Genomic DNA, 20,715 nt, shown 5'->3' on the forward strand with positions numbered 1-20,715 from the left:
TATATTCGTATAATTTATTGATTGTTAATTAGATATGATTTTAAATTTATCCGAATGTTATCTTATTCTTTATTGATCTGAATAACATCATTTCCTGCAATCGCATAAACTGTATCTTCTGAGCTGGGTTTTAGAAAATACTTTCCAGTAAACTCGCCAAAAGCAGGAAGAATGATTTGGTTGGGTTTGCAAAAGAAACAACGCAACTTTAAAGTTTGTAAACCCAAGCCACGCAAGACAATTCCCGGGTGGATATGTCCTGAAAAATTAAATAAGTCTTCTTTTTCTGTGGGATGATGCGTAAAAAAGAAAGCGTCAATTTCTAAAATCTCTGTGACAATTACTCCAATTTTTTTATAATGACTTTCATCAATAATATCATGATTTCCAGTAATTAAATAGGTTTCTTGTTTGTGATTAGAAAGCCATTCTTCAAATAAATTCCATTCTGCATTTTTAGTACTGTGGAATAAATCTCCCAGAAAAATTATTTTTTCAGGAAGAAAATGATCCAAAACTGCTGTGATTTTTCTAAAATTTTCTGAAACAGCATTTTGCGGAATAGCAATTCCGTGTTTTCTAAAATGCGTTACTTTTCCCAAATGCACATCAGAAATAATGACCGTTTTTTGTTTTTCCCAAAAGACGGCACCAGTTGAATGAAGTATAAAGTTTTCGTTTTTTAATTGGATATTCATAAAGATTTATTTCATATAAGATGCAGTCATTTTCTGAATTCTTTCAGCCAGAGTTTCGCTCGAAAGTTTTTCTCTCAATCGATCTGTAATGATTGGAAAACTAAAAGGCGTTGGTTTTAAACATTGTTTCCAAACAATTTTCTGACTTGCAATTCTTTCCAATGCTAAAATCAAACGTCCTTCTTCTAATTGATGTTCAAAAGTTTCTCTGTACGCCTGATGCAATAACAAATTATCAGGTTCAAAATCCCTAAAAACTTCAAATAATAATTGAGAACCACTTTGCAAATGTTTAGTTTTAACCATTTTTCCCGGAAAACCAGTAAAAACTAATCCGGAAATTACCGCTATATCTCTAAACTTTCTCCGCGCCATTTCGGTTGAATTTAAGCTTTTCTGCAAATCGTGATGGACGTATTCTGTAGAAAATAAATTATTATCTAAAACCGCTTCAATATCAATTTCCTGATCAGAAAGCAATTCAAATCCATAATCGTTATAAGCCAAAGAAAAAGTGATCGATTGTAATAAACTGATTCTGAATGCCAGTAAACTGGCTAAAGCTTCATGCACAAAACGTCCTTCAAACGGATAAAAAATAGCATGAAATCCTTCTCGGGTTTTAAAAGTTTCTATTAGAAATTCATCTGAACTTGGTACAATAGATTCTTTTCGCTGTCTTTTGAATAAAGGCTGTAAAGCTTTCAATTCTGGCGAAAGATTGTCGGTATTGGCGCGGTACAATTCCTGACGTAATAATTCACTCATTTGAGAAGACAGTGCCAAACGACCGCCCATCCAGCTTGCAATTTTAGATTCTTTCTTCGGACTCGCTTTTTTGACTAAAACCTGCATATTTCGAATACGGAATAATTCGAGTTTTTTTCCTGCAAAAATAAAAGTATCGCCAGGTTTTAATTTCGAAATGAACCATTCTTCAATCGTTCCGATATAACCACCACTCATGAATTTTACATTCATTACCGCATCGCCAACAATAGTTCCAATCTGCATTCTATGATGCATGGCAATCATTCGGCTGTTGATTTTGTAACAGCCATTTTCATCAATTTCGACTTTTTTGAATTCGTCATAAGCATGAAGACTTTGACTGCCTTGTGTGATAAAATTCAAAATCCAGTTCCAGTTTTCAGCTGTAATGGTTTGATAACTAAATGTTCCCTGAATTTCTTTGAAAATTTCGTTTGGGTAAAATCCGTCAGAAACTGCAAGTGTGTTAAGATACTGAACCAAAACATCCCAGCTGTTTAAATACGGAACGCGATCTTCTATAACACTATTTTCGACAGCCTTTTTAAGTGCAGAAGCTTCGATTAATTCAATCGCATGAGTAGCTAGGAAATAAATAACACTTTCTTTCCCAGGCTGATGTCCGCTTCGTCCTGCGCGTTGCATAAAACGAGCAACGCCTTTAGGGCCTCCAACCTGAATAATCGATTCGACAGGAGCAAAGTCAACACCCAAATCTAAACTAGAAGTACAGACTACAACTTTTAATTCTTCATTTCGAATAGCATTTTCTACCCAAAGTCTCGTTTCTCTATCAATGCTTCCGTGATGCATTGCCATTTCTCCTGCAAATTCAGGATATTTTTCTAATAATCTCTGATACCAAATTTCGCAGGCCGAACGAACATTCGTAAAAATTAAAGTGGTTTTGCTGGCTTTTATAATTTTTGCTGCTTCATCGATCAAATGTAATCCCATGTGCCCTCGCCAAGGATAAGCATCCATTTTCTCTGGAATAATAGAGACTACTTTTATCTTTTTATTGATAACCGCTTTTATTAAAACAGAATTATGGTAAGCTTGCGAATCTACTCCAAGCAAAACTTCCTGCGCTTGTTGCAGATTTCCAATTGTGGCAGAAATTCCCCAAATCCGAATGTTTTTTGCTATCGTTTTAAGTCTTGATAATGCCAGTTCCACTTGAACACCCCGTTTGGTTCCTAGTAATTCATGCCATTCGTCTATGACAATTGAACTGCAGTTTTTAAAAGTTGCCGCATATCCTTTTGAAGCCAAAAGCAATTGCAGACTTTCAGGAGTTGTAATCAGTAAATCGGGCATTTTCCCTTTTTGTTTGGCTCTTTCTGATGCAGAAGTATCTCCGGATCGAATTCCGACAGTCATTGGAATATCTAAATCTGTAAGCACTCGTTCTGCCGCTTGTTTAATTTCAACAGATAAAGATCTTAAAGGTGTGATCCAAATGGCTTTTAATCCTGAATTATGCTTGGTTTTATAATTCGGATTTTCTTTGATATAATTTAAAATGATTGGAAGCCAAAGTGCGTATGTTTTTCCGCTTCCAGTTGGAGCATTTAACAAGCCGTTTTTTCCCTGCAAAAAAGCAGTCCAGGTCTGAGTCTGAAACGGAAAAGGTTTCCATCCCTGACTTTCAAACCAGTCACTGGCAATCGTAAATAACTGCTCTCTGTTCATTTATACAATTAAATTTTTTAAATCTTCTATTGAATTAGCTTCATCGATTTTTTTATCGTGTCGCCATCTTAAAATTCGCGGAAAACGGGTTGCAACACCGCTTTTATGTCTTTTGGAAAGTGCAATGCCTTCAAAACCAATTTCAAAAACTAATTTTGGAGTTACACTTCGTACAGGCCCAAATCGTTCTAAAGTATTTTTTTTGATAAAATCGTCTACCATTCTAAATTCTGCATCGGTTAAACCAGAATATGCCTTCGCAAAAGTTACTAGTTCTCGTTCGTTATTCTCATTTTCCTGCCAAAGGGCAAAAGTATAATCAGTAAATAAATTCGATCGTCGTCCGTGACCTCGCATTGCATAGGTTAGAACAGCATCTATGGTTAAAGGTTCTATTTTCCATTTCCACCAATCGCCTTTTTTTCTTCCAACTAAATAGGGAGAATCTTTTCGTTTGAGCATTAGACCTTCGCTTTTCAATTCGCGTGATTTTAATCTTTCGTTTGTGACATCTTCCCAAGACGAGAAATTAATTCTCTCTGAAAGTTGCAACGGAATTTCTTTTCCAATCAAAGTGGTAAATAATTCTTCTAGTAACGTTCGACGTTCTTCATAAGGAAGATTCCGAATATCATTTCCCTGCCATTCTAATAAATCATAAGCTTTAATGATTACAGGAGAATTTTTTAAAACAGAAGCTGAAACATTTTTACGGCCAATTCTAGTTTGCAAATCATTAAATGTTCCAATTTGATTATCAATAAAAGGAAGAATTTCTCCGTCAATAACAGTTCCGTCTGGAATATTTCCAAGGAAAGATTGAAACTCTGGATATTTATCGGTTACTAATTCTTCGCCACGGCTCCAGACATATATTTCATTTTCCCGAATAATGGTTTGAGAACGAATTCCGTCCCATTTATGTTCGGCGCTCCAGTCTTCCGGATTTCCTAAAGAAGAAACTTCGCCTTCAATTGGATAAGCCAAATAAAACGGATACGGTTTTGATAAATAATCACTGCTTCTTTCATCCAGAATCAATTCCTGAAACGTAATCGTATTCGGATTCCAATCGCCCATTAATTTATAAGCAAGCGTGTCTTCGTCTATGTTTTCAGCTTTAGAGAGTGCACGGGTCATTAATTTATGACTTAAACCAATTCTAAAACTTCCTGTTATTAATTTAGTAAAAACGAATCTTTCGTAATAATTCAAGTTCAGCCAATTGGTTTGCAGATATTCTTTTTTTTCTGAATCGGTTTTCTTTTTTAAAGCAATGATTTCCTGTAAAAATTCGGTCAAGCTTTTATCAGAATGTTCTTTTGTTGTTGGAATAACCAAAGCAATAGTTTCGGCCAAATCGCCGACAATATGGTAACTTTCTTCAAACAACCAAAGTGGAATATTGGCCAATTCATTCGCCCATAAACGTAATAAAGTAGTATTAACAGGTCGGGGAGGACGGCGATGAGAAAGGATAGCGATTGTCCAGACTTTATCCTCATCACTTGCTTTTAGAAAATAGTTTGTCAAAGCATCTACTTTTACCGATGTTTTATTAGAACTATCTAAGGTTTTTATAAGCTCGGCAAAGTTTTTCATTTTTTTAAGTTATGGGTTATGGGTTATGGGTTATGGGTTATGGGTTATGGGTTATGGGTTATGGGTTATGGGTTATGGGTTATGGGTTATGGGTTATGGGTTATGGGTTATGGGGAGGAGTTAGACATCGAACAACGTTTAACTTATAACTTTTAAAGTATCGCATAACGTTTGACTCTTAACTTCTAACTTACCTAACTTTCCTCTATGTCATTCGTTTCTCCTTCATATTGTGTGTTTGCAGTTCTGGCATCGTAACCCAATTCTCTAAGGTATTTTGAAAATATGTCCGAATATCCGTGCGTACAAATCACTCTTTCTGCGCCGGTAGCTTTGATACTTTCTAATAAACCTGTCCAGTCACAATGATCACTTAGAACAAAACCGCGGTCAACGGCGCGTCTTCGTCTTGCGCCACGAAAAGCCATCCAGCCACTTGCAGAACCCGTTACAAAAGGAGTCATTCTTCTAATCCAGGTACTTCCGTGTGCGCTTGGCGGGGCAATTACAATGTTTCCCAATAAATCTTCTTTTTTGGTTTCTGTAGTCACTCGTATTGTTGGAGGTAAATCAATTAAGGGACGAACAATTTCAGTCATGTTTTCGATTGCACCATGCGTGTAAATTGTTCCAATATGGGGATCGATATATTTTAATAATTGTTGTGCTTTTCCTAAAGAATATCCAAAGAGAACTGAAGTTTTTCCTTCTGCGCGATTTTCAGCCCACCAATTATTTATTTCCGTCATTACATCAGCTTGTGGTTCCCATTTGAATGCGGGAAGTCCGAAAGTACATTCGGTAATAAAAGAATGACATTTTACAACTTCATACGGAACAGAAATTCCATCATCTTCTGTTTTGTAATCTCCCGTAAATACCCAGATTTCGCCTTTGTATTCTACTTTTATTTGAGCAGAACCAATAATATGTCCTGCGGGATGAAGAGAGAATTTTACTCCGTTTATAGTAAATGTTTCATTCCAGTCTTTTCCTGTAACATTAATATCGCCAAGACGGTATTTTATGATGGGCACATTGGTATGATGCGTAATGTAATTTTGATGTCCCCACCTTGCATGATCAGAATGACCGTGTGTAATAATGGCATTTTTAACAGGTCTCCAGGGATCAAGATAAACATCTGCCTGCTGACAATAAATGCCTTTATCGTTAAATTGTAGTAAAGGTGGATTCATCTTCTAGGATTACATAATTATAGTTTTACTATCTTGTGGCCATTACAAGATAAGTAATCAACGAAATACTCAAGACAAACGTAAAGACGTTTATAAAATGGAGCATTGCATACGAATATTTATATTTTGATGACATAATGATTCCTGATTTTAATGTTCGAAATTTTTGTAATTGATGCAGTTGTATTTTTCATCCTCATGATCCAGATTATAACTATCATAAGGATTGGCTTCATCATAAGTTGAAAAGGGCGTATTATCTTCTGCAATATTTAAACCGCTTTCTATGATTTCGTAAGAATCATCAGTAAACGAATTGAAATCATTTCTATAAGTACTGGTGTCAGAATTTTGTCCAGTAGTAAATTCTTCGTCCATAGCTTCATTTTCATGAGCTGTGTCAATATGATCAGGTTTACTGCATTTAAAATCATTAAATTTTGCAGCATCTAAGTTGTTGTCAATTGTTTCCATAATTGCTCTTTTAAATTAGATAATTTTCAACTTTTGATATATACAAATTTGAAAATTAGATCATTAAAAAGATTATAGGATTTAATTTTAATCTTACATGATTTGTTTATTCTTATTTTATAATAATCAAATATAATTCTGTAAAAAAGATCAAGTAGGATTGTCCAACTTTGTATATCAATAATTTAAAAAATTAAATATCATGGAAACTTCAAAAAAAGATTCGAAATCTGGAATGAAAGATTCTGGAAAAACTCAAAAATCAGCTACTGGTTCTAGAGGAAAAAGCACTACAACTAAATCAACAGATTCTAAAGGTAGAGCTGGACATTAATTTTTTTTGATACTATTTTAGAATTAAAAATAAAAGCGTGCTGTTTAGTTATAGACAGCACGCTTTTAGATTTTTTATAAGTTTAAATTTTACTTTAAAACTTCCTGAATTGTTTTTACAAAAGTTTCAATTGGCTGAGCACCAGAAACAGCATATTTACGATCAAAAACAAAAAACGGAACGCCTTGAACTCCAATTTCACCAGCTTCTTTAATATCCGATTCTACTTCTTTGATAAATAAAGTTTCGCTTTCCAGCACTTCTCTAATTTCATTTTCATCTAAACCTGCCTGAATTCCTAATTTAATTAAAGTTTGACCGTTGTTTAAATCTTCGCCATCAGTAAAATAAGCTTTGAAGAAAATTTCTTCCATTCGATCGCCCATATTTTTGGTTTTAGCCAATTGAATAATTCTGTGAGCATTTAAAGAATTAGAAATAACCGCTTTATCAAAGTTGTAATCTAAGCCGACACTTTTGGCGCGTTCTGCGACTCCTTTATGCATTTCTTTAGATTGTTCAATCGATATGCCTTTTCTTTCAGCTAAAAACGTGTAAACGTCCATGTCAGGTTGAGAAGTAATAGTAGGATCCAGCTGAAAGCTTTTCCATTCGATTTCAAATTCGTTGTTAGGAAACACTGCAAGCGCTGTTTCCAACTGTCTTTTTCCGATATAACAAAACGGACACATGATGTCCGACCAAATTTCTATTTTCATAATTCAAAGATACAAAATTTGTTGCTTCAAGTTTTTGGATTGTGCTGAATTTAAACGCAAAGAGCGCTAAGTTTTTTTTCTAAGGCTTGTGTTTACAAACGCTAAGTTCGCAAAGCTTTGTAGATAAAGCTTTGCGAACTTAGCGTTTTCTATAAACAATCTAAATCAAAAAAACCTTGCGTTCTTTGCGTTAAAAATCTGCACAAAGTATATTAACTCGAAACAAAAATGAATCCAAATAAAAAACCGCAACTCTTTATGGGAATTGCGGTTTCTAGGTATAAAAAATGGTTGGTTAATAGCGATATCTTTTTTTTACAATGATATATCTTTTATTTAAAACTAAAAAATATCCCTGTAACAGAAAGAAACTTTAATGTTAACTATTTAACATTACAGGCATTACTAACATAGTAACAGTTTCTCCTTCTTCTAAACCATCAACTGGAGTTAAAATACCAGCTCTATTTGGCAATGACATTTCAAGCATGATCATGTCAGATTGTAGGTTTGTCAACATCTCAGTTAAGAAACGAGAGTTAAAACCAATTTGAAGATCATCTCCTTGATAATCACAAGTCAATCTTTCTTCTGCTTTGTTGGAGTAATCGATGTCTTCTGCAGAAACGTTTAATTCTGCTCCGGCAATTTTCAAACGAATTTGGTGTGTAGTTTTGTTAGAGAAAATCGCAACACGCTTAACAGAACTTAAAAATAAAGAACGGTCAATCATTAATTTGTTTGGATTTTCTTTTGGAATTACCGCTTCGTAGTTAGGGTATTTCCCGTCGATTAAACGACACATTAAGATATAATTATCAAATGAGAAAGTCGCATTTGAATCGTTGTATTCAATTTTTACTTCAGCATCAGAAGAACCTAAAATACTTTTTAAAATATTTAAAGGTTTTTTAGGCATGATAAAATCAGCAACCTGAGAAGCTTTTACGTCTGTACGTGAATATTTTACCAATTTATGAGCATCTGTAGCTACGAAGATTAATCCTTCTGGTGAAAACTGGAAGAAAACCCCAGACATTACCGGACGTAAATCATCATTTCCGGCAGCAAAAATAGTTTTGCTTACCGCTGTTGCTAAAACTTCAGCAGGAACTAAAGTTACAGATGGATCTTCAAGACTTACTGCTTTTGGAAATTCTTCTCCAGCTGCGTAAGCTAATGCATATTTACCAGAGTTAGAGCTAATTTCTACTGTGTTGTTATCTTCAACAGTAAAAGTTAATGGCTGTTCAGGGAAAGTTTTTAAAATTTCAAGCAAAAGTTTCGCTGGCACAGCAACACTTCCTTTACTTGTAGAATCGATTGATAATGTAGCCGACATAGTCGTTTCAAGATCCGAAGCCGAAACTGTTAACTCATTATTGTTTAGTTCAAATAAAAAGTTGTCTAAAATTGGTAACGTATTGTTACTGTTAATTACACTACCTAAAACTTGTAATTGTTTTAATAAGTACGAACTCGATACTATAAATTTCATCTGTTTTATTTTATTTTTTGATGGATGCTTTAGCAAATAAAGGGCTAAATATACGGATTACAAATATATCTTAAACTATCCAAAGTATTACATTTTTTTATTAACATCTACTTGCTGTATCTTCTTTTTCTCAAAAAGGTAAAAACAAGTCCGAAAACCAATAAAATTAGAATTGGAACTCCGATAGTTATGAATTGGGTTATGCTGTAGCTTTCATAAACTTTTTCTTTGTCTAATAAAGGCAGTTCGACATCTTTACTTCTAATGTTAATAAGTCCAGTGTCATCCAACAGGTAATTAATACAATTCATAATAAAGTCCTTATTGTCATAAAGATTTCCTGTTCGTTGATCGTAACCTAATTCTACGGGCATTCTGTTTTTGTCTAATTGGTTTCTCGCAATATCCCCATCGGCAACAACAATCATTTTATTTGGTTTTCCTTTTGCGGTAAATGAATTGTCTTTAAAAGGTAAAACTCTATTCTCAAAAGCAGAGTGGAAGTTTCCTTCTAATAAAACAGCCAAATTCTGATTTCCTTTATTCAGATAATCCTGTGGCGTTGTTTTCTCTGTTACCATATTCAGGCTAATTTCAGCTGGAGTACCAATAGTTTTAGAATATTGAGAAGACTGTAATAAAACTGTTTTTTTGATTCCGTTTTTCAGCGTATCAATTGGATTGGCAAAATCAAATTTGATTCCGCCTAGATTTTTTACAATCGGGTGCTGACTTGTTGGGAAAACCTGCGGTGCAAATTTCCAAACAAAATCCTGATACTGTGTTGCGCTTCCTTGTTCGCCGGTTGCCAGTTTTATTGGAGTTCCTTGTTCGTCTTTTATCAAATCAGGATTAATTCTAAATCCGTATTTGAAGAACATATCATTTAGATTTAAATCTCTCGGATAAGCTAAAGTTGCGCCCGCATCATTGTACAAACTATCCATATCGGCAGCAACCTGATCAATTAACCAAAGTGTTTTTCCACCATTCATAATAAACTGATCCAGAACTTCTTTTTCTTCGTCTGAGAATTTTTCAGTTGGTTTTGCAACAATGGCTAAATCGTATTTCTTCAATTCACTTAAAGTAGCATTCGGATTTTTAGCAACTGAGTCTAATGTGAAAGGGCCAATTAGATAGCTTTCATGAATCTGTTTCAGCATTTGCGCAATGTGTCTTTCTCTTAGTTCGCCATTTCCTTTTATGATCGCAACCTTTTTCTGTTTGGTTTTAGTCACTTTGTTGATAGCATCTGCAATAGAATATTCTAAATGCTGAATAGAACCAATTACTTTTTGTGTAGTCGAAGCTCCCATTATATTTTTTAATAACGGAATATTCACTTCTTTGCCATTATAAACTGCAATTGCCCAAGGGAAAACCATTGCTTGTGATTGTTTTCCTTTGTCGTCAACTGTAATGTTCACAGGAGTTAAGCCTTTTTGAAAAAGCGATTTTGTCAGCTCGTCGCTTTCTTCTTCGTTTTCTAAAGGATCAACAAATTCGAAAACTATATTTTTATTATAAGCCTGAAATTCTTCCAGTAATTGTTTGGTTTCCTGCTGTAAACGTCTAAAATCGGGAGGAAGTTCGCCAGCCATATAAATCTTGATAGATAACGGATTCTGAACTTGTTTTACAATTCCTAGTGACGTTGGAGATAATGTATAACGTTTGTCTTTTGTTAAATCAAAACGCTGAAAAAATAAAGTTCCAAGTACATTTAAAACCACTAAAATAAAGATAGTGATGCCTAATGTTTTTAAATTTTGCTTAGTAGATGCTTTCATTACGCTTTAAAAGATTTTAATTGATAAACAGTAAAAGATAGAAAAGCGATAGTAATGCTTAAAAAATAAATTACATCTCGTGTGTCAATAACACCACGGCTCATACTTTTAAAGTGATTTTGCATTCCTAAAATAGAGATCAAACTGTTTGAGTCAGAAAATAATGAAGCCAAACCTTCAAAGCCAAAATAAAGAAAGAAACACAAGAAAACAGCAAGGATAAAAGCTACAATCTGGTTTTCTGAAAGGGTAGAAGTAAAGATTCCGATTGCAGAGTACGAAGCAATTAAAAACAATAATCCGAAATAAGAGCCAATTGTGCTTCCCATATCGATATTTCCTTCTGGTGAACCTAAATCTGAAATTACTTTAACATAAATTAAAGTTGGAATAATCGCTAAAATAATCAGTAAAAATGAACCGAAGAATTTACCGTTTACAATTTCCCAGATTGACAAAGGTTTAGTTAGTAATAACTCTAAAGTTCCTTGTTTTTTTTCGTCAGAGAAACTTCTCATCGTTACGGCTGGAATTAAGAATATTAAAATCCATGGTGCCAAAGTGAAAAACGGAGTCAAATCGGCATAACCTGAGTTTAGTATGTTGTAATCTCCTTCGAATACCCATAAAAAAAGTCCGTTGCTGATTAAGAAAATAGCAATGACCAAATAGCCGATTGGAGAACCAAAAAAGGATTTTATTTCTCGTAAAATGATTGATTTCATTTGTGTTTTTGTTTTTTTATTGTTTCAGGTTTCAAGTTTCATGTTCTTGAAATGACTTAAATAATTACTTACCGTGCGTGATTTTTATGATTTGTGAATTTCTAGCATCAATAATTATTAGAAACGTTCCGCCTAAATAATTTTCAGGTAAAGTTCCAGATATAACCCAATAATTTTCTAAGAGATAAATTTCATATGGTCTTTGTTTTTCTATATTTTCTTTTCCGTAAATATCATATAAAATTGGTTCTGCGATTTTGGTAGCAGTAATACTGTCTTTTATAATTATTTCTTTATTATTAATAACATTATGCTGTGTTTTTTTAGATAAAGCAATTTTTAATTCTTCTTTTGCATATTCCATTCCTAAAATTAAACGTTTATTTTGTGCACAACTGCTAAGAGTAACTAATAAAAGTGTTAAGAAAAAATACTTCATAAATTATTCTATTTTGTTTCAAGTTTTTTCTAACCGCAAAGAACGCAAAGTTTTGCGCAATGTTCGCAAAGTTTTTTTCCAAAGCTTTGCGAACTTAGCGTTTTTATAAAACTTCTTCGAAAAAAACTTGCGTTCTTTGCGGTTAAATCGGTTTAATTTAAGGTCACCAGTTTATCCACACTCCAAGCTTCTGGTTTAGCATTGAATAATTTCTTTGTAAAATCCCAAACAGTATTAAAAAGCTCAGAATTTCTGTAATTTTCTAAATCTTCTTCGGTTTCCCAATAACTGTAAGTGAAAAAGATGCATTTGTCATTTTTATCCTGATACAATTCTAAAAAACGATTTCCTTCTGCATTTCGTATTTTATCTTTCACAGATTCAAAATTCTCCAAAAAATCGGGAATTTTTTCTTCGTGAAAACTCATTTTTACTATTCGGACAAACATATTGTTATTTTAGATTTTAGACTGTTGATTTTAGATTTTTTTAATTGCCTAAAGTCTAACAGGTGGGCAAAAATACCAAATTTGATTGTTGTTTTTGTAAAAAAGTAAAATTCCAATAAAGAAATTCCAAATACCAAATTTTAAAGTTTTCAAATCTAAAATCTGACATCTAAAATCTAAAATTTTTCTAAGAAAACTTAATCGTAATAACATCACGATAATTCAATCCTAACAAACTATTTGCAGAACCTACTTTAGAAGGATTACTTCTAAAAATAGCGATTTCAAGAAATCCGGCTTCATTAAAAATAGCCAGTTTTTCTCCTTCATAGGTTTTAATTGGATACTTATCAGAAGTTGCAATAGCCGAATAATTGGGTAGAATTGTTTTGATACTTTTCGGTTTCATGACAATTTCATACGGACGACCGCGTGAAATTTCTAAGAATTGTTTTTTAGAAATATTAGTGACAACATTTCCAAAATGATCAATGTAAATGATATTGCCTTTTACAGAATTTCCGTCATCTGCTACAACAGGTTGTAGTTCGGTAGCTTCTTTTATTGCAGTAATTTCTTTTCCGATTACATTCAATAATCCGCCTTTGGATAAATGGGAAGCAACCTGAATAAAAATATCCAAATCTGTAGACTCGATTGGAAAACGATCGTGAATATTGATAGCTACAATCTTTTGAGGAACAATTTTCTGTGTAAGCATACTTAAAATACCGTTGTCAGCACAAATAAAGTAATGATCGTTCCATTGCATCGCGATGTGCTGGTTCTCTTTATTGCGTTCAATATCAACACCAATAAGGTGAACGGTTCCTTTTGGAAAGCTTAAATAAGAGGCTCCGATAATATAACTTGCCTCAGCAGTATTAAAGGGATCAATGTCATGAGAAATGTCAATGATTTGAACCTCTGGATTTTCAGAAAGTATTTTACCCTTCAGCGACCCCACAAAGTGATCTTTTAAGCCGTAGTCTGTAGTTAGGGTAATTATTGACATATTTTTGTTTATAACTATTGATAGTATTTAAATCTAATTTTCATTAAATTTGAGAAATGCAAAGCTAATAATAGTAAACACAAATTGAAAGAAAGAAAAGACAAATTGTGTTTTAAAAATTAAGTTGCTGTAATACAAGTATAAGTTTTCCGTTTGGTTAAAACTGGAAACTATTACTTATAAAAAAAAGAACCCGACAACTCTTAAAAATAATAACTGAATTATTTAATTTAAAAAGAACTTCATTTGAACGAAAGAATAATCGAGCTAGTAGATATTGCTCCAAAAGAATTTTGGGGCGCGCAGGACAGCCATTTAGAAATCATTAAAAAGTATTACCCAAAGCTTAAAATCGTAGCACGAGGGACAACTTTAAAAGCATTTGGCGAAAAAGAAGTTTTAGACGAATTCGAAAAAAGATTTCAAAGATTAATGCTTCATTTCACTCGTTATAATAATATCGATGACAATGTAATTGAACGTGTTATTATGAGTGATGGCCAAGAAGAGAAAAGAGCTTATGATCATGACAAAATCTTAGTTCATGGTGTTGGCGGTAAGATTATCAAAGCGATGACGCCAAATCAGCAACTGCTGGTTGATACCATTAAGAAAAATGATATGGTCTTTGCAATTGGTCCTGCTGGAACCGGAAAAACATATACCGGTGTCGCTATGGCGGTTAAAATGTTAAAAGATAAAGAAGTAAAAAGGATCATCTTGACTCGTCCTGCTGTTGAAGCCGGGGAAAATCTCGGATTTCTTCCAGGAGACATGAAAGAAAAGCTGGATCCTTACATGCAACCACTTTACGATGCGTTGCGTGACATGCTTCCAAACGAAAAACTCGAAGATTACATCTTAAAAGGAATTATTCAGATTGCTCCTCTGGCGTTTATGCGTGGACGAACACTTGACAATGCCTTTGTAATCCTTGATGAAGCACAAAATACCACCCATTCACAAATGAAAATGTTTTTGACCCGTATGGGAAAAAACGCTAAATTTATGATTACGGGTGATCCTGGACAGGTCGATTTACCAAGAAGAACTATTTCTGGTCTTAAAGAAGCCATTTTGGTTTTGAAAGATATTGAAGGTATCGGAATTATTTATCTAGATGATAAAGATATCGTTCGCCACAGATTAGTGAAAAAAGTAATTGACGCTTATAAACAAATTGAGAATCACGATTAAGTTCAATTTTTAGTGAAATGTTAAATGTAAATCGTGAATTGTGTTTTAACATTTATTAATATTCGTTTTGTATGTTTTCTTTTGAAAATTGCAAAACGAATATTTTTTTAGCAACTATAAAAATTTGCAATGATTAGAATTTTTAGTTTTCTCCTATTGATGAGTTTTATTTCCTGTAAAAAGAAAGAAATAGAAAAGAATAAATTTTATGAAGATCTTGCTTTGCAAAGGAGTGAAATTTTGTTGGAAAACATTGGAAAAAAATATTATGAAAAAAATTGTGTAAACTGTCATGCTGGCAAAGATGTTAAAGATAATTTTTTAGAGAATTCTGTTAGAAATCAAAAAAGAAGTGAAAGATTCTTTATTGATTTTATTACAAAACAAGATAGTTTACTAAAAAACGGAAACAAAGAGGCTCTGGCACTCAAAGATTGGTCAAATCAGAATGCTTATAGTCATAATTTTGTTTTTAATGATAGAGAAGTTAAAGCTATATTATATTATTTGAAAAAATGAAACAACTAGATGATTTCTACTTAAACCAAAAAGAACCTGTAAAAGGAATTTTTCTTGCATTAAAAGAAATCATTCTAAAACAAGATCATGATATTACAAATACTTTGAAATACGGAATGCCGTTTTTCTGTTACAAACGAAAGATGTTCTGCTATTTATGGATCCATAAAAAACTCAGACAACCATATATTGGAATTGTGGAAGGGAAACATTTTGAGGAAGCTTTTCTCATTCAGGCAAATCGTTCCAGAATGAAGATTATGTTGTTTGATGTTAAGGAAGATTTGCCTTTGGAACAAATAGAATTAATAATTCAGAAAGCTATAAATTTATACAAAACAGGAATTGTTAAGGTTTAATTACGTATAAAGCAATATTTAACGAAATAGTTAAATAAATAATAAACTTCCCTCAATTTCAGCTTTCAAGGCCTCTAAACTTTGTCTAGCCCAGCTTAAAACCTTAAATTTGCATATCATCGAATTTGATAATTAATATGACAAAACTTAAAAATATAAAAGTTGTAGTAAGTGATCTTGACGGAACTTTACTCAACCCACAACACAGAATTTCAGATTATACTAAATCAATTTTTCAGGAACTTCATAATCAAGGTTATTTGATTGTTGTAGCTACGGGACGTCATCATCTTGATGCGATGGCTATTATTGAGACACTTGAAGTTCCGGTTTATTTAGTTAGTTCAAACGGAGCGAGAATTCATTCACCAATTAAAGAAGAACTTTTTGCTTTCAATTTGGACAGCGATGTTGTTAAAGCTGCTTTAAATGTTGAAATCGATCCTGCCATTACTGTGGTTTTATTTAAAGAAAATGTATGGCAAACCAATAAATGGAATGAAAGACTAAATTCTTTTCAGGCAGAATTAAAATATCGTCCGGAATTAGTTGATTACAAAAACTTAGAAGATTTTGGAGCGATTAAAATTTTCTTTTCATGTGATGACCACGAAAAATTAGTAAAACTTAAAGATGCCATTTTGGCTAATTCTTCTGAACATTTACATCACGCTTTTAGCTTACCAACTTGTTTGGAATTTATGGATAAATCTATCGACAAAGCCGTTGCGATTGAACAAGTATTAGAAAAAGAGGGTTATACACTAGAACAAGCTGTTGCTTTTGGGGACGGTTTTAATGATGTACAAATGTTATCAGCCGCTGGAAAAGGTTTAATTATGGGGAATGCTCCATCAATTTTAAAAGAAACTTTACCGGAATTAGAAGTGATTAAAACAAATGCTGAAGATGGTGTGGCAAAATATATTGCTTCAAAAATTTTAGATAAAGAATTAGCTTCAAGTTAATTTTTAATTGTATTTAAATAAAAATCCCTAAATATTCTGTTTAGGGATTTTTTTATTTCTTAATCTTAAAATTTCATGGTGTAACTCTCTGAAATAATTTTAAATTTGCATTCATAAAAAACAACACAACAAATGAGTAATACAATCACAACTACAAATTTTAATTTCCCGAATCAAAAATCAGTTTACCGAGGAAAAGTTAGAGAAGTTTATAATATTAACGACGAACTTTTGGTAATGGTAGCAACCGATAGACTTTCGGCTTTTGATGTAGTTTTGCCAAAAGGAATTCCATACAAAGGACAAATCTTAAATCAGATTGCTACTAAATTTATGGAATTAACACAAGATATTGTTCCAAACTGGCTGATTGCTACTCCAGATCCAAACGTTGCTGTTGGACATTTATGCGAACCTTTTAAAGTAGAAATGGTAATTCGCGGTTATTTGTCAGGACATGCTGCTCGTGAATATGCTGCTGGAAGAAAGCAAATCTGTGGTGTTGCAATGGCCGAAGGTTTAAAAGAAAATGATAAATTTCCAGAACCAATTATTACGCCAACTACAAAGGCCGATAACGGTTCTCATGATGAAGATATTTCCCGTGAAGACATTTTAGCTAAAGGAATTGTTTCTGAAGAAGATTATTTAGTTTTAGAAAAATATACACGCGCTTTATTTCAAAGAGGAACTGAAATCGCAGCTCAAAGAGGTTTGATTTTAGTGGATACTAAATATGAATTTGGAAAAACTAAAGATGGCGTTATTGTTTTAATTGATGAAATTCATACTCCAGATTCTTCTCGTTATTTTTATGCTGAAGGTTATGCAGAAAGACAAGAAAAAGGAGAGGAACAAAAACAATTATCTAAAGAATTTGTTCGTCGTTGGTTGATTGAAAATGGCTTTCAAGGTCAAGAGGGACAACAGATTCCTAATATGACAGACGAATATATTGACTCTGTTTCTGAAAGATATATCGAATTATACGAGAATATTTTAGGAGAAAAATTTGTGAAAGCCGATATTGACAATATTGATCAACGTATTGAAAAAAACGTATTAGATTACTTATCTTCTAAATAGTAATTTTCGGGTTTAAAACTAACTGTTTAAACCATGAAAATAATAACGAATAAAAATGCCCTGCTAATTGTATGTCTTACAGCAGGGCATTTTCTTTTTGCGCAAATTGATAAAAAGGCAACAAAAGAAACCAAGAATCTTTATCGAAATTTAAAAACGATTTCAAAAAATCATATTCTTTTTGGACATCAGCATGCATTGGAATACGGGCATGGATGGAGTAATGAACCTAATCGTTCAGATGTAAAATCGGTTACGGGCTCTCATCCAGCAGTTGTTGGAATAGACTTCAGTGATTTTTCCGGCCGTCCCGATGAACAAATTCAACAAGCAAAAGAAACCTTGAGAAAAAATGTAATTGAAACTTACGAAAGAGGAGGAGTGACTACTGTATCTTGGCATTTTAATAATCCTGCTTCAGAAGGTGGTTTTTATTGGAAAGATGGAATTTCGAAAGCTTCAATGGCACTTATTAAACCAGGTGGTTCTCATCATGATCAGTATAAAGAAATTTTAAAATCAATTGCTGATTTCGCACATTCTGTTAAAGCAAAAAACGGAACACTTGCTCCAATGATTTTCAGACCTTATCACGAATTTGATGGTGACTGGTTTTGGTGGGGAAAATCACATACCTCTCGTGAAGATTTTATTGCTGTATGGCAATTTACGGTTTCTTATTTAAAAGACACTTTGGGCGTACATAATTTTATTTATGCTTTTTCTCCTGATAATCAATTTAATTCAGAAGCAGCATACTTAGAACGTTATCCGGGAGATAATTATGTAGATATGCTTGGAATGGATGATTATGGAGATTTTGGTCGTGACGAGAAATATGATTTAACCGCAGGATTAAAAAAACTTAAAATATTTTCTGACTTAGCTATTAAGAAGAAAAAATTAGCAGCATTTACTGAAACAGGTTTGGAATCTATTCCAAATGAAAAATGGTGGACAGAAGTTTTGTTGAAAACATTAAAATCCCAAAATCTGCAGTTAGCTTATGTTTTAGTTTGGAGAAATGATAGTACAAGTCCAACACATTATTACGCTCCTTTTCCAGAACAACTTAGTGAAAAAGATTTTGTAAAGTTTCATAATGATTCTTTTACATTGTTTGAAAAAGATTTAAAAAACATTTACGATAGGAAGTTCAAATTAGAATAATACAATTTTCTTTATACAAAAAGCGCAGTTCAGTTATTTTGACAGCATTTTTTTGTTGATTTCTAATATTTTTAAAAATTATACTTTTTTTTTCTGTTTTGATGCAACGTTTTGCCTATTACATTCGTCTAATAGTAAATCATCACAATCATCAATCAATTTTAAAAACAATCAATCATGAAAAAAACTGTAATCATTTTAGGAACGGCTTTGGTCGTATTTACAAATTCTGCAACGGCTTCTAATCAAAAGCCAGCAACTAAAAATCAAATTGAAATCTCAGGTTATTTATCATCGCATTTACACATAGCGGTATGTAAAGGTGATCTTGAAGCGGTGAAAAAAATTATCGAGTACGGCGCAGATGTCAATAAAATTATAAGAAATATGACACCTTTAATGCTGGCAGCTCGTTATAATCATGTAGAAATCATAAAAGTTTTATTGGCAAATGGTGCGAAACCTTATATCGAAAATGACCATGGTTTGAAAGCTTTGGATTATGCAAAATATGCAAAATCAGAGGGAGCAGTAACTATTTTAAAAGATTTAAAATAAAATAGGTTTTGTATTTAAAAAGAGAAGCATCATTAGTTTAAAATGATGCTTCTCTTTTTTTATGTTTCTAAAATTTATTCCATTTTAGCTTTTAAATTATCAAGACCTTTTTGTAAATCGTTTCCAATCATTTGATCCATCTTTAGCATAGGAAGCATAATATTTGTTGGATATGGAATTACGCCACTGATTCCCCATTTAACTTTAGTTTGATTGTCAGAAACGGGTTCGGTTGACATAAATCCTACAGCAGTGTCTTCCATTGGTTTTTTGAATCGAAGAGCAAAATCAATACGTCTGTTCTCTGTTATTTTTGTGATTTCCTGTTCACCAACTCCAACTTCTTTTACATTGCTTTCCCAAGAACAAATGGAACCGACAGCGCCATCAACGCCTTTATAATTGACTTTCATTTTAGGATCTACATTTGCCCAAACACTAAATTCATTCTGATTTTTTTAGTGATTTCACATAAGCAAAAACACTGTCAACAGGTTTGTTAATTGTAACTTCTCGTTCCACTGCATATTCTTTAGGCATAAAATAGGCTGCAATCAGTACGATCGAAATAATTAGAATTAAAATGATGAGAATTCTTTTGATAATAAGCATAGTTACTGGTTTTTTAAGTTCGTTTTTTGATTTGAAGATAAGTTTAAAAGCTTAAATAGTTTTATTCTTACAGTAAAGTTAAAGAATTCTGAATTGCTTTTAAAACAGATACTTAAAACTATGTAAAATAAATTTTACTTTTTTTTCTTATTTATTGTAACATTTTAGTTTTTTCGGCGTCTATTATATCGAAACCATGGAATTGTTAACATTCAGGTTTGTTAATTATGCATTCTTTAAGTAATAGTTAAGAATTAGTTAAAACATAGTACTTTGTTATGCATAATACAAATTTAAAAGTTACCTTTACATAGAAATTAAAATCATCATTTATCAATCAATTAACAACAATCATCATGAAAAAATCAGTAATTTATTTAGGAGTAGCCTTATTGGCATTTGCAAATGTTTCAGTTGCATCAAACGGAAATGTAGAAACGAGAAACAATGTTGAAGTTGCCGCTTTTGGTAAAACACCATTAACTGTAGCAGTTGGAAAAGGAGACATTGAAATCGTTAGAAAATTTATCGAATACGGTGCAGATGTAAATCAAAAATCAGAAGATGATATGACACCATTAATGATTGCAGCTCGTTATAACAGAGTAGAAATCATGAAATTATTAATCGCAAATGGGGCTCGTACTTACGAGAAAAATGAAAAAGGATATACAGCATTGAAATATGCACAGTTATCAAACGCAACAGAAGCAATTGCAATCCTGAAAGATGCAAAATAAGCTATAAAGTTTAAAAAGTTTTGAGTTAGTATTAAAAGACCTTTCTGAGCAAAAGGTCTTTTTTTTGTGCTTATATGTAACAGAAAAGCATCATT

23 protein-coding genes are annotated in these 20,715 nt (G+C 32.7%); 9 read left to right on the forward strand and 14 right to left on the reverse strand.

From position 1 onward, the window contains the following. Window positions 1–62 precede the first annotated feature (62 nt). From pdeM to GSY47_RS02970, 5 genes are all read right to left on the reverse strand, one after another. Entirely contained in the window at window positions 63–698 is a 636-nt protein-coding gene (pdeM, locus tag GSY47_RS02950) for a ligase-associated DNA damage response endonuclease PdeM (RefSeq protein ID WP_179006243.1), read from the reverse strand. A 6-nt stretch (window positions 699–704) separates the two neighbouring features. Continuing rightward, window positions 705–3,164 carry a ligase-associated DNA damage response DEXH box helicase gene (locus GSY47_RS02955; protein ID WP_179006244.1) on the reverse strand — a complete coding sequence of 820 codons (2,460 nt, stop codon included), beginning with the start codon at window positions 3,162–3,164 and terminating at the stop codon, window positions 705–707. Beyond that, window positions 3,165–4,766 (reverse strand): ATP-dependent DNA ligase, encoded by a 1,602-nt coding sequence (locus tag GSY47_RS02960; RefSeq protein WP_179006245.1) that lies wholly within the window; start codon window positions 4,764–4,766, stop codon window positions 3,165–3,167. A 194-nt stretch (window positions 4,767–4,960) separates the two neighbouring features. Further along, on the reverse strand, window positions 4,961–5,965 hold the full coding sequence (locus GSY47_RS02965; RefSeq protein WP_179006246.1) for a ligase-associated DNA damage response exonuclease: 1,005 nt from the start codon (window positions 5,963–5,965) through the stop codon (window positions 4,961–4,963). A 150-nt stretch (window positions 5,966–6,115) separates the two neighbouring features. Further along, a complete protein-coding gene (locus GSY47_RS02970; RefSeq protein WP_179006247.1) occupies window positions 6,116–6,439 on the reverse strand; it encodes a hypothetical protein in 324 nt (107 codons plus the stop codon). A gap of 202 nt (window positions 6,440–6,641) precedes the next feature. On the opposite strand from GSY47_RS02970, the gene GSY47_RS26265 reads away from it, so the two are divergent. After that, a complete protein-coding gene (locus GSY47_RS26265; protein ID WP_256871195.1) occupies window positions 6,642–6,773 on the forward strand; it encodes a hypothetical protein in 132 nt (43 codons plus the stop codon). 89 nt (window positions 6,774–6,862) lie between these two features. Here GSY47_RS26265 and GSY47_RS02975 read toward each other — a convergent pair whose 3' ends face one another. From GSY47_RS02975 to GSY47_RS03005, 7 genes are all read right to left on the reverse strand, one after another. Then, on the reverse strand, window positions 6,863–7,492 hold the full coding sequence (locus tag GSY47_RS02975; protein ID WP_179006248.1) for a DsbA family oxidoreductase: 630 nt from the start codon (window positions 7,490–7,492) through the stop codon (window positions 6,863–6,865). A 379-nt stretch (window positions 7,493–7,871) separates the two neighbouring features. Continuing rightward, the gene (gene dnaN / locus GSY47_RS02980; protein ID WP_091498742.1) at window positions 7,872–8,990 is read right to left on the reverse strand and encodes a DNA polymerase III subunit beta; all 1,119 of its coding nucleotides are present in this window, start codon (window positions 8,988–8,990) and stop codon (window positions 7,872–7,874) included. Between the two features lie 107 nt (window positions 8,991–9,097). Next, window positions 9,098–10,783 (reverse strand): gliding motility-associated ABC transporter substrate-binding protein GldG, encoded by a 1,686-nt coding sequence (gene gldG / locus GSY47_RS02985; protein ID WP_219071096.1) that lies wholly within the window; start codon window positions 10,781–10,783, stop codon window positions 9,098–9,100. Further along, a complete protein-coding gene (gene gldF / locus GSY47_RS02990; protein ID WP_179006252.1) occupies window positions 10,783–11,508 on the reverse strand; it encodes a gliding motility-associated ABC transporter permease subunit GldF in 726 nt (241 codons plus the stop codon). Before gldF ends, gldG begins: the two co-directional genes overlap by 1 nt. Window positions 11,509–11,572: 64 nt before the next feature. Beyond that, a complete protein-coding gene (locus GSY47_RS02995) occupies window positions 11,573–11,947 on the reverse strand; it encodes an NTF2 fold immunity protein (RefSeq protein ID WP_179006254.1) in 375 nt (124 codons plus the stop codon). Window positions 11,948–12,099: 152 nt separating this feature from the next. Then, a complete protein-coding gene (locus GSY47_RS03000; protein ID WP_179006255.1) occupies window positions 12,100–12,396 on the reverse strand; it encodes a putative quinol monooxygenase in 297 nt (98 codons plus the stop codon). A gap of 187 nt (window positions 12,397–12,583) precedes the next feature. Beyond that, entirely contained in the window at window positions 12,584–13,411 is an 828-nt protein-coding gene (locus GSY47_RS03005) for an SAM hydrolase/SAM-dependent halogenase family protein (protein ID WP_179006258.1), read from the reverse strand. Window positions 13,412–13,657: 246 nt separating this feature from the next. Here GSY47_RS03005 and GSY47_RS03010 point away from each other — a divergent pair, with 246 nt between their 5' ends. The 7 genes from GSY47_RS03010 to GSY47_RS03040 all read left to right on the forward strand — a co-directional run bounded on the left by GSY47_RS03010 (window position 13,658) and on the right by GSY47_RS03040 (window position 19,268). Beyond that, a complete protein-coding gene (locus tag GSY47_RS03010; protein WP_144212431.1) occupies window positions 13,658–14,608 on the forward strand; it encodes a PhoH family protein in 951 nt (316 codons plus the stop codon). A 129-nt stretch (window positions 14,609–14,737) separates the two neighbouring features. Beyond that, the gene (locus GSY47_RS03015) at window positions 14,738–15,127 is read left to right on the forward strand and encodes a c-type cytochrome (RefSeq protein ID WP_179006260.1); all 390 of its coding nucleotides are present in this window, start codon (window positions 14,738–14,740) and stop codon (window positions 15,125–15,127) included. Further along, a complete protein-coding gene (locus tag GSY47_RS03020) occupies window positions 15,124–15,486 on the forward strand; it encodes a DUF1801 domain-containing protein (protein ID WP_179006262.1) in 363 nt (120 codons plus the stop codon). The genes GSY47_RS03015 and GSY47_RS03020 overlap by 4 nt, the downstream gene beginning before the upstream one ends. 137 nt (window positions 15,487–15,623) lie before the next feature. Beyond that, window positions 15,624–16,454 carry a Cof-type HAD-IIB family hydrolase gene (locus GSY47_RS03025; RefSeq protein ID WP_179006264.1) on the forward strand — a complete coding sequence of 277 codons (831 nt, stop codon included), beginning with the start codon at window positions 15,624–15,626 and terminating at the stop codon, window positions 16,452–16,454. A 132-nt stretch (window positions 16,455–16,586) separates the two neighbouring features. After that, a complete protein-coding gene (locus tag GSY47_RS03030; RefSeq protein WP_179006266.1) occupies window positions 16,587–17,540 on the forward strand; it encodes a phosphoribosylaminoimidazolesuccinocarboxamide synthase in 954 nt (317 codons plus the stop codon). Window positions 17,541–17,573: 33 nt separating this feature from the next. Then, window positions 17,574–18,710 carry a glycoside hydrolase family 26 protein gene (locus GSY47_RS03035; protein ID WP_179006268.1) on the forward strand — a complete coding sequence of 379 codons (1,137 nt, stop codon included), beginning with the start codon at window positions 17,574–17,576 and terminating at the stop codon, window positions 18,708–18,710. 177 nt (window positions 18,711–18,887) lie between these two features. Beyond that, complete coding sequence (locus GSY47_RS03040) at window positions 18,888–19,268, forward strand: ankyrin repeat domain-containing protein (protein WP_179006270.1); 381 nt, start codon at window positions 18,888–18,890, stop codon at window positions 19,266–19,268. Window positions 19,269–19,342: 74 nt separating this feature from the next. On the opposite strand, the gene GSY47_RS26115 is transcribed toward GSY47_RS03040, so the two are convergent. After that, window positions 19,343–19,681, reverse strand: a complete 339-nt coding sequence (locus GSY47_RS26115) for an SRPBCC family protein (protein ID WP_246611246.1) — start codon at window positions 19,679–19,681, stop codon at window positions 19,343–19,345. A 31-nt stretch (window positions 19,682–19,712) separates the two neighbouring features. Continuing rightward, window positions 19,713–19,880: a hypothetical protein gene (locus GSY47_RS26120; protein ID WP_246611247.1), complete on the reverse strand. Its 168-nt coding sequence runs from the start codon at window positions 19,878–19,880 to the stop codon at window positions 19,713–19,715. A gap of 356 nt (window positions 19,881–20,236) precedes the next feature. Here GSY47_RS26120 and GSY47_RS03050 point away from each other — a divergent pair, with 356 nt between their 5' ends. Then, entirely contained in the window at window positions 20,237–20,620 is a 384-nt protein-coding gene (locus tag GSY47_RS03050; protein ID WP_179006272.1) for an ankyrin repeat domain-containing protein, read from the forward strand. Window positions 20,621–20,715: the final 95 nt, after the last annotated feature.

The organism is Flavobacterium quisquiliarum (assembly GCF_019308285.1).
Lineage (GTDB): Bacteria > Bacteroidota > Bacteroidia > Flavobacteriales > Flavobacteriaceae > Flavobacterium > Flavobacterium quisquiliarum.